Annotated in this window: 16 protein-coding genes and 1 pseudogene; 4 read left to right on the top strand and 13 right to left on the bottom strand. The window is 62.1% G+C overall.

Translation table 11 applies throughout. The features are described from left to right. The first annotated feature begins 101 nt into the window (after positions 1–101). The gene (locus tag RHP75_RS01370; protein WP_311090137.1) at positions 102–875 is read left to right on the top strand and encodes an SDR family NAD(P)-dependent oxidoreductase; all 774 of its coding nucleotides are present in this window, start codon (positions 102–104) and stop codon (positions 873–875) included. Between the two features lie 15 nt (positions 876–890). Here RHP75_RS01370 and rhtB read toward each other — a convergent pair whose 3' ends face one another. From rhtB to RHP75_RS01350, 4 genes are all read right to left on the bottom strand, one after another. Next, on the bottom strand, positions 891–1520 hold the full coding sequence (rhtB, locus tag RHP75_RS01365; protein ID WP_269383251.1) for a homoserine/homoserine lactone efflux protein: 630 nt from the start codon (positions 1518–1520) through the stop codon (positions 891–893). 79 nt (positions 1521–1599) lie between these two features. Next, positions 1600–2367, bottom strand: a complete 768-nt coding sequence (locus tag RHP75_RS01360; RefSeq protein WP_311090136.1) for a TerC family protein — start codon at positions 2365–2367, stop codon at positions 1600–1602. A gap of 5 nt (positions 2368–2372) precedes the next feature. Next, positions 2373–2927 carry a mechanosensitive ion channel domain-containing protein gene (locus RHP75_RS01355; RefSeq protein ID WP_409079753.1) on the bottom strand — a complete coding sequence of 185 codons (555 nt, stop codon included), beginning with the start codon at positions 2925–2927 and terminating at the stop codon, positions 2373–2375. A 29-nt stretch (positions 2928–2956) separates the two neighbouring features. Continuing rightward, complete coding sequence (locus RHP75_RS01350; RefSeq protein WP_311090135.1) at positions 2957–4867, bottom strand: ATP-binding cassette domain-containing protein; 1911 nt, start codon at positions 4865–4867, stop codon at positions 2957–2959. Positions 4868–4917: 50 nt separating this feature from the next. On the opposite strand from RHP75_RS01350, the gene RHP75_RS01345 reads away from it, so the two are divergent. Continuing rightward, the gene (locus RHP75_RS01345; RefSeq protein ID WP_311090134.1) at positions 4918–5382 is read left to right on the top strand and encodes a TIGR02444 family protein; all 465 of its coding nucleotides are present in this window, start codon (positions 4918–4920) and stop codon (positions 5380–5382) included. Here RHP75_RS01345 and RHP75_RS01340 read toward each other — a convergent pair. Further along, a complete protein-coding gene (locus RHP75_RS01340) occupies positions 5379–6290 on the bottom strand; it encodes an AlgP family protein (RefSeq protein ID WP_311090133.1) in 912 nt (303 codons plus the stop codon). The genes RHP75_RS01345 and RHP75_RS01340 overlap by 4 nt on opposite strands. A gap of 125 nt (positions 6291–6415) precedes the next feature. Here RHP75_RS01340 and RHP75_RS01335 point away from each other — a divergent pair, with 125 nt between their 5' ends. Beyond that, entirely contained in the window at positions 6416–7060 is a 645-nt protein-coding gene (locus tag RHP75_RS01335) for an FKBP-type peptidyl-prolyl cis-trans isomerase (RefSeq protein WP_311090132.1), read from the top strand. 12 nt (positions 7061–7072) lie between these two features. Here RHP75_RS01335 and rsd read toward each other — a convergent pair whose 3' ends face one another. From rsd to RHP75_RS01295, 8 genes and pseudogenes are all read right to left on the bottom strand, one after another. Further along, entirely contained in the window at positions 7073–7546 is a 474-nt protein-coding gene (gene rsd, locus RHP75_RS01330; protein WP_311090131.1) for a sigma D regulator, read from the bottom strand. Positions 7547–7742: 196 nt separating this feature from the next. Then, positions 7743–8285: a DUF3833 domain-containing protein gene (locus tag RHP75_RS01325; RefSeq protein WP_311090130.1), complete on the bottom strand. Its 543-nt coding sequence runs from the start codon at positions 8283–8285 to the stop codon at positions 7743–7745. 23 nt (positions 8286–8308) lie between these two features. Next, positions 8309–9559 (bottom strand): heme biosynthesis HemY N-terminal domain-containing protein, encoded by a 1251-nt coding sequence (locus tag RHP75_RS01320; RefSeq protein WP_311090129.1) that lies wholly within the window; start codon positions 9557–9559, stop codon positions 8309–8311. Beyond that, positions 9556–10761 (bottom strand): uroporphyrinogen-III C-methyltransferase, encoded by a 1206-nt coding sequence (locus RHP75_RS01315; protein ID WP_311092013.1) that lies wholly within the window; start codon positions 10759–10761, stop codon positions 9556–9558. The genes RHP75_RS01320 and RHP75_RS01315 overlap by 4 nt, the downstream gene beginning before the upstream one ends. A gap of 81 nt (positions 10762–10842) precedes the next feature. Next, positions 10843–11547: pseudogene (locus RHP75_RS01310) on the bottom strand (uroporphyrinogen-III synthase); the annotation flags it as partial. Next, positions 11547–12485 carry a hydroxymethylbilane synthase gene (gene hemC, locus RHP75_RS01305; protein WP_311090128.1) on the bottom strand — a complete coding sequence of 313 codons (939 nt, stop codon included), beginning with the start codon at positions 12483–12485 and terminating at the stop codon, positions 11547–11549. The gene hemC and the pseudogene RHP75_RS01310, both read right to left, overlap by 1 nt. 92 nt (positions 12486–12577) lie before the next feature. Then, on the bottom strand, positions 12578–13324 hold the full coding sequence (locus RHP75_RS01300; RefSeq protein WP_160014938.1) for a LytTR family DNA-binding domain-containing protein: 747 nt from the start codon (positions 13322–13324) through the stop codon (positions 12578–12580). After that, on the bottom strand, positions 13321–14403 hold the full coding sequence (locus tag RHP75_RS01295) for a sensor histidine kinase (protein WP_311090127.1): 1083 nt from the start codon (positions 14401–14403) through the stop codon (positions 13321–13323). Before RHP75_RS01295 ends, RHP75_RS01300 begins: the two co-directional genes overlap by 4 nt. 254 nt (positions 14404–14657) lie before the next feature. Between RHP75_RS01295 and argH the strand changes: the two genes are divergently transcribed. After that, a complete protein-coding gene (gene argH / locus RHP75_RS01290; RefSeq protein ID WP_311090126.1) occupies positions 14658–16052 on the top strand; it encodes an argininosuccinate lyase in 1395 nt (464 codons plus the stop codon). The last annotated feature ends 14 nt before the right edge of the window (positions 16053–16066 follow it).

Raw genomic sequence — 16066 nt, 5'->3', positions numbered from 1 at the left:
CGAATGGATGACATTCGATTGTTACCCTCCTAACGACTTTCCTCAACCACTGATCGACCATGGCCCGCGACGGATCGTCGCAACGCCGCAGGAGTGATGGAATGAGTTTTTGGCAACGCCTGGAAGAACCGGCACATGCAGTGGTCTGTGGCGCCAGCCGCGGGATCGGTCTGGCCCTCACTGCGCAGCTGCTGGCGCGCGCTGATAGTGCTGAAGTGTGGGCCATCGCCCGCCAGGCCAGTCAGGCGCCTGGCCTGCTTGCACTGCAAGCGCAATACGGCCAGCGCCTGCATTGTCTGGATGCGGATGTATGCGATGAGGCGGCGCTGAGCGCGCTGGCCGCGCAGCTGCGCGCCGCCATCCCGCGTCTGCACCTGCTGCTGTGCACGGTGGGCGTGTTACAGGATGGTGCAGCGAAAGCCGAGAAGGGCCTGAACCAGATCACGCTTGAGGGGTTACTGGCGACCTTTCAGCGCAACAGTTTTGCGCCGATCCTGTTGCTCAAGCACCTGCTGCCGCTGCTGCGCGGTCAGCATGCCTGCACGGTGGCGGCGCTGTCGGCGCGGGTCGGCTCGATTGGCGACAATCGCCTCGGCGGCTGGTACAGCTACCGTGCCAGCAAGGCTGCGCTGAATCAGCTGCTGCACACCGCGAGCATCGAGCTGAGCCGTCTGAACCCCAACAGCTGCGTGCTCAGCCTGCACCCTGGCACCACCGACACCGAACTGTCGAAGCCCTTTCAGGCTAATGTGCCAGCCGACAAACTGTTTACCCCAAACTACTCAGCCGAATGCCTGCTGGCGCAGATCGAACAGCACGGTCCGGCGCAGACAGGCAGCTTCTGGGGCTGGGATGGCCAGCCGATTCCTTGGTAGCGATACCAGCGCAGCTTAGACCGGCGCGCGGCGCACGCTGGCCAGCAAGGCCGCCGCGCCGACAAACAACGCGCCGAAGGTGCGGTTCATCAGCTTCTGCTGGCGTGGCGAACGCAGCGCACCCAACACCCGCGCGGCCAGACCGGTATAGCCGGCCATGACGATCAGGTCGACGCAAATCATGGTCACGCCCATCACCAGGTACTGCATCAGCAGTGGTGCCTGGGGATTGAGGAACTGCGGCAGCACCGCGAGCATAAAGACGATGGCCTTGGGGTTGCTGAAGTTGACCAAAAAGCCGCGCAGCACCAGGGTCAGCGGGCGGCCGATGGGGCGCTCGGTCTGCGCGGTCATATCACTGGGCAGCGCCTGCCACTGGCGATAACCGAGGTAGACCAGATACACCACGCCAAACCATTTGATCAGGCTAAAGGCCAATTCCGACGCCGCCAGAATCGCGCCGACCCCGGCGGCCACAATGGCGATCTGCAAGGCCAGACCCAATTGCAGGCCCAGGGCATTCCAGTAGCCGCGCACAAAGCCGTATTGCAGCCCGGCCGACATCGAGGCAATCGCCCCGGCGCCCGGCGACAGGCTGATGACCCAACAGGCCACAAAGAACGCAAGCCAGGTTTCCAGTGCCATGGCAGATACCTCAAACAGAAAATAAAAAGGGGCAGGCCGCTAGCCTACCCCTTGTTGGGTTACTCGCCCAGCCGACTCATCAGTCCGGCGAACCCTTACGCAGCTGTACCGGCTCCAGCTCTTCCTCCTTGCGCGCGCGGGCACGGGCCGTACGCATGCGGATGTTGACGGCCTCCACCGCCAGCGAGAAAGCCATGGCGAAGTACACATAACCCTTCGGCACATGAACCTCGAAGGCTTCGGCGATCAGCACGGTACCGACCACGATAAGGAATGACAGGGCGAGGATTTTCAGGCTCGGGTGCTTGTCGATGAAATCACTGATGGTGCCGGCCGACAGCATCATCACGAACACCGAAATCACAATAGCCGCGACCATGACGGGTACGTTGTCGACCAAACCGACAGCGGTGATCACCGAGTCCAGGGAGAACACGATGTCGATGATCGCGATCTGCACGATGATCCCCATAAAGCCGTAGGTCTTGCCACCCACGGCTTGGGCTTCTTCTTCGCCTTCCAGGCTGTGGAAGATCTCCGCAGTACTCTTCCACAACAGGAACAGCCCCCCGAAGAACAGGATCAGATCACGGCCGGAGAAGCCCTGATCGAACACATGGAACAGGTCGGCCGTCAGGCGCATCACCCAGCTGATTGATAGCAGCAGGAGAATCCGCGTGCCCATCGCCAGGGCCAGGCCGAAGAAGCGCGCCTTGGGTTGCTGATGCTTGGGCAGACGGCTGACCAGGATCGAGATAAAGATGATGTTGTCGATGCCCAGGACAATTTCCAGGGCGGTCAGGGTCAGAAACGCGACCCAGAGTTCAGGGCTGGCCAGCCATTCCATAGGAATCAGTTCTCGCTAGTACGTACAGGTGGGAGTTCGCCATTGCGCCAGCGGCGCACGGCTTTTTGGAAAAACAGGCTATTGGGAATCTGTACCCAGGCACCGGGGGCATCACCGCTGAGATCTTCCAGGGTGGTATAGAACAGGTTGATCGCCAGCACTCGGCCGCGCACTCCAGGCTTTTCGGCGCTTTCCAGCACTTCAACGCAATCGCCGATACGAAACGGCCCCATGGCGAAGATCAGCAACGCGCAGAACATGTTGGACAACACGCTCCAGATGGCGAAAAAGGCCACTGCAGCGACGGCGGCAAAGCCGGTGAGTGCGGTCCACAGCACCTGCGCAGAAACGCCAAGGCGCTCCAGCACCAACATGAATGCGCTACCGAGAACCAGCCAGCGCAGCAGGCCGCGCAGCGGCATCAGCAATTCGGCCGGCAACTGCGGGTAGCGGTTACCGAGGCGGGTGATGCCACGGGTGAGAATGCGCTGAAACAACCAGGCCAGCAGCACAATCAGGATTACCTGACCGGTGCGCAGCAAGGGCTCCTGCCAGGTCATCAGCCATTCCAGCGTCGGCAGGGTGATGTTCAACTGGCGGCCTCCAGCTCGGCTTGCAGGGCTTCGAGGGTTTCCAGCGCGAGCATCCAGCGTTCTTCAAGATCGGCTTCGCGACTTTTCAGCTTGGCCTGTTCGGCCAGGGCGTCACGCAGCTCGTCCTTGCGCGCGGCTTCGTAGATGTCGCTGTCACCCAGGCGGGCTTCGACGGCGGCAAGCTTCTCATGCAGCTGGCCCAGCTCTTTCTCCAGCTTGTCGGCTTCGCGCTTATGCGGCGCCAATTGCTGACGCAAAGCCGCTGCGGCCTGGCGCTGCACACGCTTGTCGGATTTGTCCGGGTTGCTTTCGCCACTGCTCGTCGGCGCCTGCCGCGTGCGGTAGTCCACCAGCCAGCGGGCGTAGTCTTCCAGATCACCATCAAACGGCTGCACCTGACCATCGGCGACCAGCAGGAACTCGTCGGTGGTGCTCTTGAGCAAGTGGCGATCGTGCGACACCACCACCACTGCGCCGGAAAACTCCTGCAGCGCCATGGTCAGCGCCAGGCGCATTTCCAGGTCGAGGTGGTTGGTCGGTTCGTCGAGCAGCAGCAGGTTGGGCTTGCCCCAGGCAATCAGCGCCAGGGCCAGGCGGGCTTTCTCACCGCCGGAGAAATTCAGCACCGGCTCGTCGCAACGCGGGCCGCGGAAGTCGAAACCACCGAGGAAGTCGCGCAGGGTCTGCTCACGCTCGGTCGGGGCCAGGCGCTGAAAGTGCAGCAATGGGCTGGCCTTGTCATCCAGGGCGTCGAGCTGATGCTGGGCGAAGTAGCCGACCACCAGATTCTCACCCCGTTGCAGATGGCCGCTGATCGGTTGCAGTTCGTTCGACAGGTTCTTGATCAGGGTCGACTTACCTGCACCGTTCGGTCCGAGCAGGCCCAGGCGCGCACCGGGCGCCAAACTCAACTTGACCTTCTCCAGCACCACCTTGTCACCGTAACCCAGGCGGCCTTCGCTCAGGCTGAGCAGCGGGCTGGAGATCTTGTCGGCCTCACGGAAGCTGAAGTCAAACGGCGAATCGACGTGCGCCGCCGACAGCTCTTCCATGCGCTCCAGCGCCTTGATCCGGCTCTGCGCCTGGCGCGCCTTGGTGGCCTGGGCCTTGAAGCGAGCGATGTACTTTTCCATGTGCGCGCGCTGCGCCTGCTGCTTCTCGTACGCCTGCTGCTGCTGAGCCAGGCGCTCGGCGCGGGTGCGCTCGAAAGCCGAATAGCCACCGCGATATAGGGTCAGCTTCTGCTGGTCGAGGTGAGCAACGTGGTCCACTACGGCATCCAGGAAATCGCGGTCATGGGAGATCAGCAGCAAAGTACCGGGGTAACCTTTCAGCCAGCTTTCCAGCCAGAGGATTGCATCGAGGTCGAGGTGGTTGGTCGGCTCATCGAGCAGCAGCAGGTCGGACGGACACATCAACGCCTGGGCCAGGTTCAGGCGCATGCGCCAGCCACCAGAGAAGTCACCGACGCGGCGATCCATTTGCGCACTGTCAAAGCCCAGACCGGCGAGCAGCTTGCGCGCACGGGCATCGGCACTGTAGCCGTCGAGGGTGTCCAGCTCGGTGTGGAGACGCGCCACGGCGGCACCGTCATGCGCCGCTTCGGCCACGGCCAATTCGGCTTGCACTTTACGCAGTTGCAGGTCGCCATCGAGCACATAGTCGACTGCCTGGCGCTCGACCGCATCGATCTCCTGGCGCATATGCGCCACACGCCAATCGGCGGGGATCAGGCAGTCGCCCGCATCCGCACTCAGCTCGCCACGAAACAGGGCAAACAGGCTGGATTTGCCGGCGCCGTTGGCGCCGATCAGACCGGCTTTATGGCCGGGGTGCAGGGTCATCTCGGCGTCTTCTAGCAGACGCTGAGGGCCACGCTGTAAAGTCAGGTTCTGGAGTCGGATCATAATGGCGGCGGAGTCTACCAGAGTCCCTTTAGAGAAACCCGGAAAGCACCATGCCTACTGACCTGTGGCGATTCGCCGAAGCACTGTATCAACGCCCTGGCGTCGAAGCCGCGTGCCTGCTGCTGCAAACGCAGGGAGCGGATGTGTGCCTGCTGCTTTGCGCTGCCTGGTTGGAACGCCGGCAGATTATCTGCACCAACGAGCGCTGCGATGTGTTGCGCAATATCGCGCAACCCTGGCAACAGCAGGTAGTAGTGCCACTGCGCCAATTGCGCCAGAGCTGGCGCGAGCAAGCGCAGAGCGATCATGCCCTGGCGCAATTACGTGAACAGATCAAACAGCTGGAGCTGACCGCAGAGCGCGAGCAGTTGGAGCGCTTGGCAGCCTGTACTCAGGACTGGTCAAGCCACGCGGCGAGCGCGCCGCTGAATTGGCTGGAAAGCCTGGCTCCCCAGCAGTACAACCGCGATGCGCTGCAAACGCTGCGCATCGCGGCGGCACACCTCAGCGCTTAAACAGCGCTTGGCGGGGTACTGCCATTGCTACCGGCAGGTGCAGCAGGTGCATCGGCAACCGGAGCGTTAGCCACGGCGGGCTTGGCGGCAGCCGGTTTAGCGACAGCTTTCTTCACAACCGGCTTGGCTGCAGGTTTTGCAGCTGGCTTGGCCGCAGGCTTACTGGCGGGTTTAGCCACCGGAGCCTTTTTCACCGCAGGTTTAGCCGCTGCCTTGGCAGGCTGTGCCACCGGCTTGCTCACTGCAGGCTTGGCCGCGCTGGCTGCTGGTTTTTTCGCCGCAGGTTTGGCAGATGCCTTGGCTGCTGGCTTAGCCGCGACGGGAGCCTTGCTGACAGCCTTGGCCGGTGCTTTGGCAGCCGGTTTGGCGGGCGCTTTAGCCGGGGCCTTGGCGGCTGGCGCAGCAGCTTTAGCCGCTGGCTTGCTGGCAGCGGGCTTGGCCGGAGCTTTAGTTGCGGCTGGCTTGGCAGCCGGTTTGACCACTGCGGCCTTAGCGGAACGGCTATCGAGCGCTTTGCCTACGGCTTCTTTAACCTTACCAACGCCCTGGGCGAGTTTCAGGCTTTCCTGTGCATCGCGCTTGAGGCTGGCGATATAGCTGCGGGTTTCGCTCTGACGGTCTTTCAGGGTATCGAGCAGCTGCTCCAGTTCCGCCACGGCATCTTTACCTTTGGCCTGAGCCTTGGCTTTGCCGGCGACCGCGGCATCCTGCATTTTGCTGCGGGCTTTATGCAGTTTTTCCTGGGCTTTGCCGCGTTGCTTTTCCAGCTTGGCGAGCAACTTCTCGGCATCAACCAAAGCGCGCGTGCAAGCATCTTCAAGATGCTCAAGCAGGCTGCTGGAAAGTTGCTGCAACAAGTGCAGCGGAGTGCTCACTGATTTCTTCTTTGCATTCTTTGTAGCCGACATGACTCGCCTCCTGGCGGATGAAGATGGCGTCATACTAGACCTCCTTTTGCCCGCCTTGCCACCTCGCGCATTGAGCTTGCGAGCCTGGCTGGCATAATCGGCGCACCATAGGCCGGAGAACACCCATGCCACGTTTCGCCCTGCTACTGCTCTGCCTGCTCGCGCCCCTGTCTCAAGCACATGAGCATTCCCACGACCTGGCCTATAGCCTGGGGGTAAAACTCGGTGAGCGACTGCGTGACGAAGTGCCGGATTTGGAGCTGCAAGCGCTGCTCGACGGCCTGCGCCAGGCCTACCGCAACGAACCGCTGGCACTGGATGCCAAGCGTATCGAAAGCCTGCTGGCCGAGCATGAAGCGCAGTTGGTCAGCGCCCCGGAACGTATTGAAAAAGCCAAGACAGCCGAGCAGCGTTTTCTCGCCACAGAGAAGGCCAAGGCAGGCGTACGCGTACTACAAGATGGCGTGCTGATGCAGGAGTTGCGCGCCGGCAGCGGCGGCAAACCCGGTCCGAAAGACCGCATTCAGGTGCGTTACATAGGTTTTCTGGCGGATGGCAGTCAGTTCGACGAAAGTCAGACCGCGCAGTGGTTTCGCCTGGACAGTGTGATCGCCGGGTGGCGCAGCGCGCTGCAGCATATGCCGGTGGGCGCACAGTGGCGCTTGGTGATTCCATCAGCTCAGGCGTATGGCGAAGAAGGGGCCGGGGATTTGATTCCGCCCTACTCGCCCCTGGTGTTCGAGCTGGAATTGCTCGACACCAAGGAGTAACGCGTCAGCGCATCAGAGGGCAGGCGTGGCCTGCTCCTGATGGGCGTTGTGCAGGACTTCGATCAGACAGTCCTCCAGCTCGAAACGCTCGTGCAGCAACTGCCCCAGACGCTTCAGCTCATCAAGCAGGGATACCGAGTCGTGGCAATCGCCGTTGTCGCAACGGTCGTTGAAAGCCAGCGCCACTTCGGTAATCACCTCGATACGTGGGTAGATCTGCTTGGCTAGATCGAGGCCACGTTGATCACCAAAAGCCTTGGCTTCGCTGGTCAGCTGTTCGTAGACCTCAAAGTGGCCAGCGGATACGTAATCAACGAGAATTTCGCAGAAGCGTTGCAGGGCTTCTGCATTGGCGCTCGGCGCTTGCGGCGAGCTATTGATGGCCGCGTAGGCACTCACCAGCTCCTTGCGCTCTTGCAGCCAGCGGTCGATCAGCAGGTGAACCCCACCCCAACGTTCCTGGGCGTTCTGACAACTCTCGAGCATGATGACCTCTACTTCCCTATTGCTATTAGTGTTGTACGCCCGCATCGAGACAGTTTTTTGTCAGTCCGTGCAAGGTCTGGGAAGACAACCGTGAAACGGCAACTTTCCGGCGGTATCTGAGGGCCAGATTATTCCCGCTGGCTTAGGCCTTCAAGGTAGCGCTGGAGAAAATTTCATACAAGCGTTTAACCGGCGACTACTCCGCCTTATCAGCCGCCGCAGGCTTGTAAAAGCTCAGGGTGACCTGGCCAAGATCGATCCCCCACTTAGACATCCGAGCGCGGTTGAGCATCACCTGACCATCCATCAGGAACATCCAGTCATCAAAATCAACCACATAGGTTGAGTCATCGACCTTCAGCCGTAGCTGGTAACGCCAGTGCAAGGCGTTGCCGGCAACCTCACCGACAGCTTCCCCGACCACATCATCCGCAGTACCACGCCAACTGCCGTCGGCCTGCTTGGTCAGAGTCCAGACGCGCCGTTCGGTGCTGCCATCACTGTAGGTAAAGCGCTCGTCGAGCACGCCGACATCACCGTCCCAAGTGCCGGTCATGGCCACATGGAAACGCTTGACCACCTCGCCGGAGCGATTCTGGAACATGCCCCAGGCCTGCAACTCGCCGTTGAAGTAATCGCTCAGTTCCAGGCGAGGCTGCTCGCTGACGTAATCATTCACCTGCGGGCCGGTACAACCCGCCAGCAGCACCACCAGACAACAGATCAACAGCGTCCGCATAAGCACCTCAATCAACGGCTAAATCAAGTCGCAGCAGGTAAAACCGGCGCACACAAACGTGCATCAAGCAGGCGCAGACCTTCCTGATACAAGCTGTTGCTGCGCTCCAGCTCGCCCAGTTGCGCCAGCAGGCGCGCCAACTCGGCGCAGGTTTCTGGATGACGCTGAAAAGCCAGGCTGCTTTCCAGGTAATCCTTGGCCTTACCCCACAACTGACTGTGCAGACACAGCCGCCCCAGCGTCAGCAACAGACCGGCATCCTGTGGATGTTGCTTCAACCAGCCCTCGGCCGCCTGCAACTGCTTGCCCAGATCACGCCCATGCAGCAAGCCGTAAAGGCGCACCAGGGAGGTGTCGTAATGCTGTTTCAAGAAATGCCGCAGCAGCTCTTCCGCCTCTCCTTCGGCACCCAGTTGACGCAGTTGCTCGGCATACACCGCCAATAGCTCGGGCACCTGATGCTGCGCCGCCGACATGGCCTGCCAGACTTGCTGCAACGCCAGCAGCGCCACCTGAGCGTCGCCGTCAACCGGTTGAGCGGCCTGCAGCAAGCGCCCACGCCAGGCCTGACGCTCAAGCTCGCTCAGCTCGGCATTGCCCAGGGCTTTCTCCTTGCGTAAATCAGGTAACAACCCAAGCAGCGCCGACCAATCGCCCGACTGCAGATAGAGCTGCTGCAGCTGACGCAACACCAGATGATGGTGTGGATGACGCGAGCGCATGGCTTGCAGGGTATCCAGCGCCGCATCGGTCTGCCCGCGGGCCAGTTGCAGCTCGGCATGTTGCAGGGCAATAGCCAGTTCCGCCTGCGGCTGACGATTGAGCGCCTGCTCCAGCAGATCATCGCTGTCGTTGTAATGCCCCAACTGATGCGCAGCGCGTGCGGCGCCCAGGTAATAACTCAAGGGCTGCGGCGAGCTGCTGGCGGCCTGCTTAAGATGGCGTAAGGCGCGCGCCCAGCGGCCCTCTGCAAGATCAAGAAAGCCTTGCTCGGACGCCAATCGCACGCGACGACGGCTGTGCAGGCGTGACCAGGGATTGAGCAGGCCGCCGGACGTTACCAGCAGCCGTACGCTCAGGCGCAGTAGGTAAATCAGCAACCAGAGCACCAGCACCAGGGCGACAAAGGCCCACAGGCTGGATTCATAACGAAAGCCCTGGAAGGCAATCAGCACATAGCCCTTGTGCTCGGCCAGCGGCAGACCGAACAGCACCAGGCTGGCAACGCCAACAACCAGCGCAAGGATCAACAGCAACCAATAGAGGCGCTTCATTGCAGCGCCTCCTGCAGTTGCGCCTCGACATCATCGCTGGTCGCAGCGGCAGGTTCAGCCTCGACCTTTTGCTGACTGCGCGCGGCCTGTTTGGCTTGCATATAGGCCTGCACGGCATTCAGCGTCGGGCTGAGGTCCGGCGGCGTCACCGCAATCGGCCGCTCGGCCAGCTCATCAATGCGCGCCCGCAGGGCGCGGCTATTGGGGTTATCCACATCGAAGTGTGCATCCAGCACTTCACGTGCCTGCTGCAAGGCCTGGCGATAGACCTCGCTCTGACCATGCAACGCGCCCCACTGCGCCTGCTCCAGCGCCAAGCTGAGGGCCAGGCGCACCTGAGTCAGGCTCTGGCCGGCGAGCACCGGGCGGATATTGCGATCGGCGTTGAAATCGATGCGGAAGTATTCCGACAAGGTCTGCAGGCCACGCTGCCACCACTGTTGCTCGACCACCCCTGCATCGGCCAGCTCGCTGAGTACGCCACCCTCACCGCTGAAGCTCGGAGCAAGGGCATTGAGTTGCGCAACCTGCTCGCGTAATGCGCCCAGTTGCAGAAACAGCCCGGTACGGTCCGGGTTGGCGGTTGAGCGCAGGGCTTGCAGACTCTTGGCCAGTTGCTCGCGGGCGGCAAATGCGGCGGGATCATCCTGCTCATGGAGGATTTCATCGGCGGCCTGTACCAGCGCAGTGGCGCTGTTGATGTCCTGCAACGCGGACAGGCGCAGGCTGGCCAGACGCAGCAGATGCTCGGCCTCGGCCAGGCGCCAATCCTGCCGGCTGGCACCCAGCACGGTTTCCAGGCGCTGGTTGAGCAGCTGCTGATCGCCCTGCAGCTGCGCCAGCAGGCGGCGACGGGTTTCCAGCTCCTCGACACTGGGCAGCTGATCGAGGCGAGCCTCTAGTTGCTTACCCGTCTGCGCCAGGCTTTGCGCTTCACTGCGCGCGGCCTGCAGCTGGCCTTGCTGTTGTTGCTCGCGAGCGTCCAGCGCCTGCAACTGCCAAAGCCCCCAACCGCCTGCACCGGCGCCGGCTGCCGCAACCAGTAAAGCCAACAGTGCCAGGCCGTTGCCACGCGAAGCGGGTTTACCCGTAACCGCTGCGGGTGTAACGGGTTTCGCCGCAGCCTGCACAGGCTCGGACGGCTGTTGGTTCACATTGTGATCCTGCGGGGCTTGCTCTTTCGGAGTAGTTGCTTCGCTCACGTATCCATCCTTTGCGTCAGAGATCGGGGCAGGTTGCGCCTGCAAGGCTGCCAGCAACGCCGCGGCACTCGCGCCGCGGCAGTCCACAACAAATTGTGCACCTGCCGCACGGGCCATTTCGGCCACTCGCGGGCTGGGTACAAACAAGGGTAGCTGGGCCAGATCAGCCCAAGCTTCAGCGGCAAGCTCGCGCAAATGCACAAAGCCGTGTCCACTGCTGACCACCAGCGCGTTCAGGCGTTCAGCCTGAATGCGTTCGGCGAGCGCAGCCGGCGGGTAATCCGGCAGCACCCGGCGATACAGTGGCAGATAGTCCACCTGCACGCCTTGGCCGCGCAAGCGCTCGGCCAGTAACTCTCGGCCACCCTCGCCGCGCAGGATCAACACCCGCGGGCTGGCAGCCGCCGTCAGCGCCTGCTGCAACTGCGGCAGGGCGAGCAGCGCCTCGCTGTCATCGGCCTGTTCCGGGTAATGCACCTGCAGGCCATGCTCACGGAGAATCTGCGCCGTGGCCGCGCCGACGCTGAACCAGGGTTGTTCGGTAGACACTGGGGTTTGGTAGCGATCCAGCAGATCAAGCGCCAGCCGCGCCGCCGGCTTGCTCACCACGATCACCGCGCTGTAGTGCTGCAGATCGGCAAGCGTGGCGCGCTGCTCGGCACTCTCGCTCAGCGCCTCGATGGCCAACAACGGCAAGCTGCTGCTGTAGATGCCCTGCTCGGCCAAGGTTGCTGCCAGCGCGGCCGATTCCTGGGCCGGTCGCGTCAGCAGCAAACGCCAACCCATCACTCGGCAGCAGCCTCGCCATAGACGGCTTGCAGAATGGCCGCAGCGCCTTGGGCCAGTAAGGCTTCTGCAACCTGCACACCCAGCTGCTCGGCCTGTGCTAACGGAGCACGATTTTCCGCCCGCAGCAGCAACCCGCCATCCGGCTGACCGACCAGGCCGCGCAGCCACAACTGCTCGCCCTCGAGCACCGCGTAGCAGGCGATTGGCACTTGGCAGCCGCCGTTCAGATGCTTGTTAAGTGCGCGCTCGGCGCTCACCCGCAGCGCGGTATCACGGTGATGCAGGGGCGCCAGCAGGGCATGGATTTCGCTGTCGGCAGTGCGGCATTCGATGCCCACCGCGCCCTGGCCACCGGCCGGCAAGCTGTCTTCAGCACTGATCGAGGAGCGAATGCGCTCTGCAAAACCGAGGCGAATCAGCCCGGCAGCGGCGAGGATAATGGCGTCGTACTCACCGGCATCCAGCTTGGCCAGGCGGGTGTTGACGTTGCCACGCAGAAACTGAATTTTCAGGTCCGGGCGGCGCGCCAGCAGCTGGGCCTGACGGCGCAGACTGGACGTGCCGACCACGCTGCCTGCGGGCAAGGCATCGAGGCTGGCATAGGTATTGGACACGAAGGCATCGCGCGGGTCTTCCCGCTCGCAGATGCAGTACAGGCCCAGGCCTTCGGGGAAGTCCATCGGCACATCCTTCATCGAATGTACGGCGATGTCGGCCTGGTTCTCCAGCATCGCGGTTTCCAGTTCCTTGACGAACAAGCCCTTGCCGCCGATTTTCGCCAGCGGCGCGTCGAGCAGCTTGTCGCCACGGCTGACCATGGGCACCAGGCTGACCTTGAGGCCAGGGTGGGCCTGCTCCAAGCGGGCTTTGACGTGTTCGGCCTGCCACAGGGCCAGGGCACTTTTACGGGTGGCAATGCGGATTTCGCGAGACATGGGCAATTCCAGAAAACGAACTGCCGAGGATAATAACAGGCTGGCCCAGATCAGGCCTGCGACCCGGAGTCATCCGGATCGCCTGATCAGCCTTAGAGGTTGTGCATCAGCTTGCGCACCCCGGCCACATGCCGGCGACTGACAATCAGCGCTTCCTCGTTCATGCCCTTGAGGAACAGCTGGAAATGCCCAAGCGGCGTGCGTTGCAGACGTTCGATACGCTCACGTGCCACCAGCGCATTGCGGTGAATGCGCACAAAGCGATCACCGAACTCGTCCTCCAAGGCTTTCAGCGGCTCATCCAGCAGCACTTCGCCGCCTGCATGACGCAGGGTTACGTATTTATGGTCGGCAATAAAGTAGATCACCTGATCCAGCGGAATCAGCTCGATGCCTTTGCGGGTGCGTGCACTGATATGGCTGCGCGGGCCGCCACCGCTGTCTACTGCAGGACGGGTCAGGGCGGCGAGTTGCACACGGTTGGGCCGCTCGGCCTTCTTCAGCGCCTCACTGAGGCTTTCGGCGCGCACCGGTTTGACCAGATAGCCCACGGCGCTGACCTGAAAGGCTTCCAGGGCAAACTCATCATGGGCAGTGCAGAAAATCACGGCGGGCGGGGCTTCACGCTCACACAGCCTGGCCGCCACCTGCAGCCCATCCAGGCCCGGCATGCGGATATCCAGTAACACCACATCCGGCTTCAGGCTGTCGATCAGGCTCAGGGCCTCCTCGCCGTTGCTGGCTGCAGGTTCAAGCACACGATAGCCATCGAGTTCGCCCACCATACGGCTCAGGCGCTCTCGGGCCAGGGGTTCATCATCGACAATCAGGACATTCATAATGCACGGGCTTCCTGCTTGGGTCTCGCACAAGGATAGCGTAGACAAGTGAAGTGGCGTCCGTCACGGCGCTCTACGCTGAGACTGGCTCGCGGCCCGAAAAGTGCCACCAGCCGCGCATCGATATTGGTCAGCGCCTGATGGGTGCCGCGCGAGGGCGGCGTCTCGCCGAGTTGTTCGTATGGATTGCTCACGCACAGCTGGAATACCCCCTCGTGATAACTCGCTTCGACCCGCACCAGACCGCCCTCGATACGCGGCTGAATGCCGTAGATCAAGGCGTTTTCCAGTAAGGGTTGCAGCGTCAGTTGTGGAATCGGCAAATCGTCCGGCACATCGACAATCTCCCACTGCAACTGTAGACGCTCGCCAAGCCGATAGCGCTCAATCGATAAATATCGTTGCGCCAGCTCCAGTTCTTCGCGCCAAGGCACCAGGCTGCCGGGCTTGGCCAGGCTGGCGCGGAACAGGTCGGAGAGATCAAGCACCGCCTGCTCGGCCTTGTACGGGTCGACCACCACCAGGCTGGCAATGCTGTTCAGGCTGTTGAATAGAAAATGCGGGCGGATGCGCGCCTGCAAGGATTCGATACGCGCGCGCAACTCGGCCTGCTCCTGCTTGCGCCACTGGCTCTGCAGGTAGAAATAGCGCAGCAGCAACGCCGACATGATCAGGCTGATCAAGGCATGCCGCAGATACAGGTTGACCTCGCCGGTACGCGGCAACGGCCCACCCAGCTCGTAATAGTCCGCCACGGCAGTACAGATCAGGCTCAGGGTGACCACAATCGCGCAGCACAAGGCGCCGGCTGTAGCTGCGGGCATGCGCGCCATCAACGGGCGCAGGCGGCACAGCACGGCAGCCGAGAGCAGCACGATCCATTGCACAAACAGCGACGTCAGCGCCAGGCGCACCCAGTCGAAACCCGGCAGCATCGGCTCGGATAACACCAGCACCAGCACCAGCAACTCGGCCAGCAGCACCATGCTCAACAGGGCTTCTGGCTGGCAAAGTTCGGGCACAAAAAAGTCATCGACCAGTGGTGGTTGTTTTTCTGATAAAGCGCTTTTTATTTTCATCGCCGCAGTTTCCGCGTGAGCCGCGCCAGCAGCAAGATAGACAGCTGCGACCGGGCAAAATAAAGCACCGAAATGCGCCCGCCGCGACAAAACTGTGAACGGCGCAACATTGCTCTACTGCAGCCTAGCTGTGCCCACCGACAACGTGACGCGGCGAACTTACCGGCCAGCCTGTTATTATCGGCGCACTTTTCCGTCTTGCCGGCCACCCCAGCGTGGCCAGCCCGTTTTAGCGCACCAGCAGAGCGAAGCCCATGAGCACTGAAAAAACCAACCAATCCTGGGGCGGCCGCTTCAGCGAGCCAGTCGATGCCTTTGTTGCCCGCTTTACCGCCTCCGTCGAATTCGACAAACGCCTGTATCGCCACGACATCATGGGTTCCATCGCCCACGCCACCATGCTGGCCAAGGTCGGCGTACTGAATGATGCCGAGCGCGATGCCATCGTCGACGGTCTGACGCAGATTCAGAGCGAGATCGAAGCCGGCCAGTTCGACTGGCGCGTCGATCTGGAAGACGTGCACATGAACATCGAAGCGCGCCTGACCGACCGCATCGGCGTCACCGGCAAGAAGCTGCACACCGGCCGCTCGCGTAACGACCAGGTGGCGACCGATATCCGCCTGTGGCTGCGTGACGAGATCGACCTGATTCTGGCCGAGATCACCCGCCTGCAGCAGGGCTTGCTGGAGCAGGCCGAGCGTGAAGCGGAAACCATCATGCCCGGCTTCACCCACCTGCAAACCGCGCAGCCGGTGACCTTCGGCCATCACCTTTTGGCCTGGTTCGAAATGCTCTCGCGCGACTATGAGCGTCTAGTCGATTGCCGCAAGCGCACCAACCGCATGCCCCTGGGTTCGGCAGCGCTGGCCGGCACCACCTACCCGATTCAGCGTGAAATCACCGCACAATTGCTGGGTTTCGACGCGGTTGGCGGCAACTCGCTGGACGGCGTGTCGGATCGCGACTTCGCCATCGAATTCTGCGCTGCTGCTTCGCTGGCGATGATGCACCTGTCGCGCTTCTCCGAAGAGCTGGTGCTGTGGACCAGCGCGCAGTTCCAGTTTATCGACCTGCCGGATCGTTTCTGCACCGGCAGCTCGATCATGCCGCAGAAGAAAAACCCCGACGTACCCGAGCTGGTACGTGGCAAAACCGGCCGCGTATTCGGCGCACTGATGGGCCTGCTGACCCTGATGAAAGGCCAGCCGCTGGCCTACAACAAGGATAACCAGGAAGACAAAGAACCGCTGTTCGACGCCGCCGACACCCTGCGCGACTCGCTGCGCGCCTTTGCCGACATGATCCCGGCGATCAAGCCCAAGCACGCGGTCATGCGTGAAGCGGCGCTGCGCGGCTTCTCCACCGCCACTGACCTGGCCGACTACCTGGTACGCAAGGGCCTGCCGTTCCGTGACTGTCACGAAATCGTCGGCCATGCGGTGAAATACGGTGTCGAGTCCGGCAAGGACCTGGCCGAGATGAGCCTGGACGAACTGCGCCAGTTCAGCGAGCAGATCGAGCAAGACGTGTTTGCCGTGCTGACCCTGGAAGGCTCAGTCAATGCCCGCAACCATATCGGCGGCACCGCACCGAATCAGGTGCGTGCGGCTGTTGTGCGCGGCAGGGAACTGCTGGCGACGCGCTGATCGTCAGCTCACCA

The sequence above is a fragment of the Pseudomonas sp. SG20056 genome, from assembly GCF_031764535.1.
Lineage (GTDB): Bacteria > Pseudomonadota > Gammaproteobacteria > Pseudomonadales > Pseudomonadaceae > Aquipseudomonas.
Note: the sequence above shows the minus strand (reverse complement) of the source record. Positions and strands in the feature narration are given on the sequence as shown.

Bases quoted from the DNA above. Each gene is read 5' to 3' on its own strand.
- RHP75_RS01345 (WP_311090134.1), top strand. From the start codon at position 4,918: ATGCCTACTGACCTGTGGCGATTCGCCGAAGCACTGTATCAACGCCCT.
- RHP75_RS01340 (WP_311090133.1), bottom strand. From the start codon at position 6,290: ATGTCGGCTACAAAGAATGCAAAGAAGAAATCAGTGAGCACTCCGCTG.
- rsd (WP_311090131.1), bottom strand. From the start codon at position 7,546: ATGCTCGAGAGTTGTCAGAACGCCCAGGAACGTTGGGGTGGGGTTCAC.
- RHP75_RS01325 (WP_311090130.1), bottom strand. From the start codon at position 8,285: ATGCGGACGCTGTTGATCTGTTGTCTGGTGGTGCTGCTGGCGGGTTGT.
- RHP75_RS01335 (WP_311090132.1), top strand. From the start codon at position 6,416: ATGCCACGTTTCGCCCTGCTACTGCTCTGCCTGCTCGCGCCCCTGTCT.
- argH (WP_311090126.1), top strand. From the start codon at position 14,658: ATGAGCACTGAAAAAACCAACCAATCCTGGGGCGGCCGCTTCAGCGAG.
- RHP75_RS01360 (WP_311090136.1), bottom strand. From the start codon at position 2,367: ATGGAATGGCTGGCCAGCCCTGAACTCTGGGTCGCGTTTCTGACCCTG.
- RHP75_RS01370 (WP_311090137.1), top strand. From the start codon at position 102: ATGAGTTTTTGGCAACGCCTGGAAGAACCGGCACATGCAGTGGTCTGT.
- RHP75_RS01350 (WP_311090135.1), bottom strand. From the start codon at position 4,867: ATGATCCGACTCCAGAACCTGACTTTACAGCGTGGCCCTCAGCGTCTG.
- rhtB (WP_269383251.1), bottom strand. From the start codon at position 1,520: ATGGCACTGGAAACCTGGCTTGCGTTCTTTGTGGCCTGTTGGGTCATC.
- RHP75_RS01295 (WP_311090127.1), bottom strand. From the start codon at position 14,403: ATGAAAATAAAAAGCGCTTTATCAGAAAAACAACCACCACTGGTCGAT.
- RHP75_RS01355 (WP_409079753.1), bottom strand. From the start codon at position 2,927: ATGACCTGGCAGGAGCCCTTGCTGCGCACCGGTCAGGTAATCCTGATT.
- RHP75_RS01320 (WP_311090129.1), bottom strand. From the start codon at position 9,559: ATGAAGCGCCTCTATTGGTTGCTGTTGATCCTTGCGCTGGTTGTTGGC.
- hemC (WP_311090128.1), bottom strand. From the start codon at position 12,485: ATGTCTCGCGAAATCCGCATTGCCACCCGTAAAAGTGCCCTGGCCCTG.
- RHP75_RS01300 (WP_160014938.1), bottom strand. From the start codon at position 13,324: ATGAATGTCCTGATTGTCGATGATGAACCCCTGGCCCGAGAGCGCCTG.